Source organism: Corynebacterium sp. HMSC05E07, from assembly GCF_001807225.1.
GTDB classification, from domain to species: Bacteria; Actinomycetota; Actinomycetes; order Mycobacteriales; family Mycobacteriaceae; genus Corynebacterium; species Corynebacterium singulare.
Window position 1 is genome coordinate 10,220 of record NZ_KV788266.1, and the last position, 5,390, is coordinate 15,609.

The 5,390-nt window shown below is 57.1% G+C and carries 6 protein-coding genes and 2 tRNA genes; 5 read left to right on the forward strand and 3 right to left on the reverse strand.

The genetic code is table 11. From position 1 onward, the window contains the following. Nucleotides 1-262: 262 nt before the first annotated feature. The 3 genes from HMPREF3149_RS10435 (at nt 263) to HMPREF3149_RS10445 (ending at nt 806) form a co-directional block, all read left to right on the forward strand. Nucleotides 263-336: transfer RNA gene (locus HMPREF3149_RS10435), tRNA-Asp, on the forward strand. A gap of 20 nt (nt 337-356) precedes the next feature. Further along, nucleotides 357-429: transfer RNA gene (locus HMPREF3149_RS10440), tRNA-Phe, on the forward strand. Nucleotides 430-512: 83 nt separating this feature from the next. After that, complete coding sequence (locus tag HMPREF3149_RS10445; protein WP_168162209.1) at nt 513-806, forward strand: GNAT family N-acetyltransferase; 294 nt, start codon at nt 513-515, stop codon at nt 804-806. On the opposite strand, the gene epsC is transcribed toward HMPREF3149_RS10445, so the two are convergent. After that, complete coding sequence (gene epsC / locus HMPREF3149_RS10450; RefSeq protein WP_042532171.1) at nt 803-1,366, reverse strand: serine O-acetyltransferase EpsC; 564 nt, start codon at nt 1,364-1,366, stop codon at nt 803-805. The genes HMPREF3149_RS10445 and epsC overlap by 4 nt on opposite strands. A gap of 110 nt (nt 1,367-1,476) precedes the next feature. Continuing rightward, the gene (cysK, locus tag HMPREF3149_RS10455; RefSeq protein WP_070537993.1) at nt 1,477-2,412 is read right to left on the reverse strand and encodes a cysteine synthase A; all 936 of its coding nucleotides are present in this window, start codon (nt 2,410-2,412) and stop codon (nt 1,477-1,479) included. A 255-nt stretch (nt 2,413-2,667) separates the two neighbouring features. Here cysK and ramA point away from each other — a divergent pair, with 255 nt between their 5' ends. Beyond that, on the forward strand, nt 2,668-3,507 hold the full coding sequence (gene ramA / locus HMPREF3149_RS10460; RefSeq protein WP_039676486.1) for an acetate metabolism transcriptional regulator RamA: 840 nt from the start codon (nt 2,668-2,670) through the stop codon (nt 3,505-3,507). 21 nt (nt 3,508-3,528) lie between these two features. Further along, nucleotides 3,529-4,797: a UDP-N-acetylglucosamine 1-carboxyvinyltransferase gene (gene murA / locus HMPREF3149_RS10465; protein WP_042533432.1), complete on the forward strand. Its 1,269-nt coding sequence runs from the start codon at nt 3,529-3,531 to the stop codon at nt 4,795-4,797. Between the two features lie 393 nt (nt 4,798-5,190). Here murA and HMPREF3149_RS13785 read toward each other — a convergent pair. After that, nucleotides 5,191-5,390, reverse strand: a 200-nt coding sequence (locus HMPREF3149_RS13785) for a hypothetical protein (protein ID WP_210385447.1), incomplete at its 5' end; no start/stop codon positions are given.

Genomic DNA, 5,390 nt, shown 5'->3' on the forward strand with positions numbered 1-5,390 from the left:
ACCTCACCAACACATCCTGTCGTTTAGGCCACGATCTGGGGTTGGGGAAGAGGATGGCGGAGGATCGACTAACTCCTTGCGGGCGGCTTAAGGGGTGGTTCCTCTATCGGGGAAGAGTTTTAGGTCTAGGGCGAATGACAGCGGTGCAACGACAATGGTTGGAAACCTTCGAAAAGTTCTATTGACGTGCTGATTTGGTGAGTTTCTTAACCCTTGTGTAGAGTACTTATTCGTGCCCAGCGCACAAGAGATAATTAAAAATGGCCCTGTGGCGCAGTTGGTTAGCGCGCCGCCCTGTCACGGCGGAGGTCGCGGGTTCAAGTCCCGTCAGGGTCGCCGAAGTCCTTGTGGCTTCTGGCCAGATAGCTCAGTCGGTAGAGCACACGCCTGAAAAGTGTGGGGTCGCCAGTTCGATCCTGGCTCTGGCCACAAGAGAAAACCCCTTCCAGAAATGGAGGGGGTTCTTTTGTTGTTTGATTGTCCCGTACTGCTTTTTTGGTTTAATGGGGACTATGACTACCTCAGTTGCGCACCAAACCGATCAGTCCCGTTTCGTTATTACCGTCGATGGCGAAGAGGCAGGCTTCGCCGAGTACGCCGATACTGCGACAACACGCGAATTCCACCACACCGAAATCTATGAGGCCTTCCAAGGGCAGGGACTGTCCAAGCCTCTTATCAAGGCTGCTTTGGATGATGACTCCACCGCTGCTCGCCAAGTTGTCCCCACGTGCAGCGCAGTGGCCGGTTTCATTGCGAAGAACCCCGAATACCAGCCGCTCACCACTCGTGAGGGCAACCTCTAGATGTAGTAGTCCGGGTCCACCAGCTTGATGCACTCTTCCTTCTTACGAGGGCGGTTGGTGGCAGGGATTCCCGTGGCGATGTGATTCGGCGGCACATCCTTCGTCACGACGGCGTTAGCGCCCACAGCCGAGCCTTCGCCCACCGTGATAGGGCCGAGTACCTTGGCGCCCGCACCAATCGTGACGTTGTCTTCAATGGTGGGGTGGCGCTTGGTTTGTGTGAGCACCTGGCCGCCCAGCGTCACACCGTGATAAAGCATGACGCCATCACCAATCTCAGCAGTCTCACCAATGACAATTCCCATGCCATGGTCGATGAAGAAACGGCGACCAATGGTGGCGCCGGGGTGAATTTCAACGCCGGTAAAGAAGCGGTTTATTTGCGCTAAAATTCGGGCCGGGCTTCGCCATCCACGCTTCCACATTCGGTGCGAAATACGGTGTGACCAGATGGCATGAAGGCCGGAATAAACTACAGCATTTTCGACGTCGCCACGCGCCGCCGGGTCATGCTCGCGGGCATTGGCGAGGTCTTCGCGGATCATCCTCAAAATGTGCATGCGAACCATCCTATCTAGAAAGAAAAAGCGCCCCCCTAGCACAGAGGGCGCTTGTCATTGTTAACTATGAGAGGTCGCAGCGTGGTGGTACGTGTTGCGACCACTACCGATTAGGCCTCGCGGATGTCCTCGAAGAGGATGGTGGAGACGTAGCGCTCACCAAAGTCCGGAGCAACCACCACGATGGTCTTGCCCTTGAACTCGTCACGGGCAGCCAGCTTCAGGGCAGCGGAGACGTTGGCGCCGGAAGAAATGCCCACGAGAAGGCCTTCCTCGGTAGCGAGCTTGCGTGCGGTGGAGACGGATTCCTCGGTGGTTGCGGTGAGAACCTCGTTGAGAATCTCGCGGTCGAGAACCTCCGGCACGAAGTTGGCGCCGATACCCTGGATCTTGTGCGGACCAGCCTTGCCCTCGGACAGAACTGGGGAATCGGAGGGCTCGACAGCAACGAGGTACGTATCCGGGTTCTGGGAACGCAGGTAGCGGCCGACACCGGTGACGGTGCCGCCGGTGCCGACGCCGGCAACGAATGCGTCGACCTTGCCTTCAGCGTCATCCCAGATCTCCGGGCCGGTGGTCGCCTCGTGGATCTTGGGGTTAGCCTCATTAGCGAACTGGGAGGCCAGGATGGCGTTCGGGGTTTCGGCAATAATTTCGTTTGCCTTTTCTACTGCACCCTTCATGCCGGCAGCGCCCGGAGTCAGGACAATTTCGGCGCCGTAGGCGCGGAGCAGCACCTTACGCTCGTTGGACATGGTTTCCGGCATGGTAAGGATGACCTTGTAGCCCTGTGCCGCACCGACGAGAGCCAGGCCGATACCGGTATTGCCGGAGGTAGCCTCTACGATGGTGCCGCCCGGCTTGAGCTCGCCGGATTCCACGGCAGCGTCGACAATCGCCTTGGCAATGCGGTCCTTCACAGAGTTTGCTGGGTTAAAAGACTCAACCTTGACCAGCACCTCAGCGCCAAGGCCCTCGGTCAGGCGGTTAAGGCGCACGAGCGGGGTACCGCCGATGGTCTCCAGAATGTTTTTGTAAACAGTCACGATGTGGACTCCCTCATAAATTTGTTCTGACGTACAGCAGACACCTTACACCCCGCTAGTAGACAAAGTGGTATATAAATTCTGAACAGAGCATTCGGGCATCGGGTGTGGGATTTGGATGCGGCGAGCTGCGTGGCGCGATTTAGAATTACCCCCGTCGGCCGGTTATACTTCACAAACAGTGTTCGCCTACCCCCGTTTACGGCGGGGGATTTGGGTGCACCTGCTGGTTACCCCCGAGTAAGAGAGAGTCTCATGGAGCCGCATCGACTCAAGGATGATGACGAGGCTGTACGCGCAGCGCTGTCGTCGCTGAAGACTGCTACGGGTATTCCCGTCACTATGTACGGAACCCTACTGCCGGATAATCGCTTGCAGATTACCCAGTGGGTAGGCCTGCGTACTCCGGCATTGCAAAACTTGGTTATCGACGCCAACGTGGGCGTCGGCGGGCGTGTAGTTAGCACCCGCCGGGCAGTCGGTGTTTCTGATTACACCCGTGCCACGACGATTAGCCATGAGAATGACCGCTACATCCAGGACGAAGGCCTGCACTCCATTGTGGCAGTGCCTGTGACTGTCCAGCGTGAGATCCGCGGCGTCCTCTATGTCGGCGTCCATTCCCCGGTGCGCTTGGGTGACAAAGTCATTGAAGAGGTCACCATGACCGCTCGCTGCCTCGAGCAGGATCTCGCTGTGAACTCTGCACTTCGCCGTGCTGATGGCGGCAAGGGTGGCGCTGCCCGCGGCCACGTCATGAACGGTGCCGAGTGGGAGCAGGTGCGTTCTACGCACTCTAAGCTGCGCATGCTGGCTAACCGCGTGTCTGATGAGGATTTGCGCAAGGAACTTGAGGCTCTGTGTGACCAGATGGTTTCCCCAGTCCGCGTCAAGCAGTCCACTAAGCTGTCCGCCCGCGAGCTCGATGTTCTCTCGTGCGTGGCTCTTGGCCACACCAACGTGGAAGCGGCCGAAGAAATGGGCATTGGCGCCGAGACCGTGAAGTCCTACCTTCGCTCTGTCATGCGTAAACTCGGAGCTCATACCCGTTATGAAGCGGTGAATGCAGCCCGCCGTATCGGCGCGCTGCCCTGATCATAGGTAAGTTGGGTGGGCGTGAAAGACCAATTTATTGTCAATGGTGGGGCGCGCCTGCACGGCACCGTCAAGGTGGACGGTGCCAAAAACAGTGTGCTGAAGCTCATGGCTGCTGCTTTGTTGGCGGAAGGCACCACCACGCTGACCAACTGTCCTGAGATTCTCGATGTCCCCCTCATGCGCAAGGTCCTCGAGGGCCTTGGCTGCTCGGTGGAGATTGAGGGACACACGGTGCGAATTACGACTCCCGCCGAGCTCCATTCCAACGCGGACTTCGACGCCGTGCGTCAGTTCCGCGCATCTGTGTGTGTGCTCGGCCCCCTCACGTCGCGGTGTGGCCACGCCAAAGTGGCGCTTCCCGGCGGTGATGCCATCGGCTCTCGCCCCCTAGATATGCACCAATCCGGCTTGGAAAAGCTCGGCGCCCAAACCCGTATTGAACACGGCGCTGTTGTTGCTGAGGCCGAACACCTTCGTGGAGCCAGCATCAAGCTTGACTTCCCTTCGGTCGGTGCAACAGAGAACATCTTGACCGCGGCGGTCCTCGCTGAGGGTGAAACGCAACTGCACAACGCTGCCCGCGAGCCCGAAATTGTGGATCTCTGTCTCATGCTCAAGCAGATGGGTGCGGATATCGAAGGTGAAGGTACATCCACTATCACCATTAGGGGAGTGGAGAAGCTGCACCCCACCGAACATGAGGTTATCGGTGACCGCATCGTTGCCGGTACGTGGGCCTACGCGGCGGTGATGACGCAGGGTGACATTACTGTCGGCGGTATTGCACCGAAGCACCTCCACCTCCCCCTGGAGAAACTCAAGTCTGCCGGTGCTGATGTTGACGCCTACGTCAATGGCTTCCGCGTGCGCATGAACCGTCGGCCTTCTGCCGTGGACTATCAGACGTTGCCGTATCCAGGATTCCCCACGGATCTTCAGCCCATAGCCATTGGTCTGTCCGCGGTCGCGGAGGGTACTTCCATCATCACGGAGAATGTCTTTGAGTCTCGCTTTCGGTTCGTCGATGAGATGCTGCGTCTCGGTGCGGATGCACAGGTCGACGGCCACCATGTGGTGATCCGTGGTCAGGAGCGCTTGTCTTCTACCCATGTGTGGAGTTCCGATATTCGCGCTGGTGCGGGTCTTGTACTGTCCGCTTTGTGCGCCGATGAGACAACGACGGTGCACGATGTCTTCCACATCGACCGCGGTTATCCCAATTTCGTCGAGAACCTCCAGGCTCTGGGCGCCACTATCGAGCGCACCCAAGAGGAAACGCTCTACTAAAAAGCAGTGCACTAAAGGGCATTGCTTGGCGACGTCTCCCCGGTCCAACCCCACGGTTGTACTGGGGATTTGTTGTTTGTTGGGGGTGTGCGTATATTAATTCGAGTCGCCGCGAGGTAGCCGGGAGGTTAACTGGTGGTAGATGCTGGACGGTTTGTTTGGCTGCCTGCTGGGTTGGTTTTGACTTGTGTGGGTTGGTTGGGTAGACTCGTTCGGGCCGCTTGCGAGAGGTTAACGTTTGGTTAATTTTCTTGTGGTGTGCGGATGATGTGTGAGAACTCAATAGTGTGCCAATGTACTTTTTTGTGTTGGTTGGTTTTTATTGTTCTGGCTGTGTTGTGCTGTGTGTGCGGCATGGTTGGTGTATGCCGGATGGCGCTTTTTCAAGCGGCGTCATTGTAAATAACAGTAAGTTGTTTGGGCGTATTGATTTAAATCTTCTGACTTGACTGGCCCCCTTTTTTGCCCCGTCGGGTTGAGGGGTTGGTTGTTGATTTTTTCTTTATGTAATTTTTGGATGTGCCAGTTCAGATGATGCTGCTTTTGTGGTGGTGTTGTTTGTGTTGGTTTGTCTTTTTGTCTAGGTTTGGGCT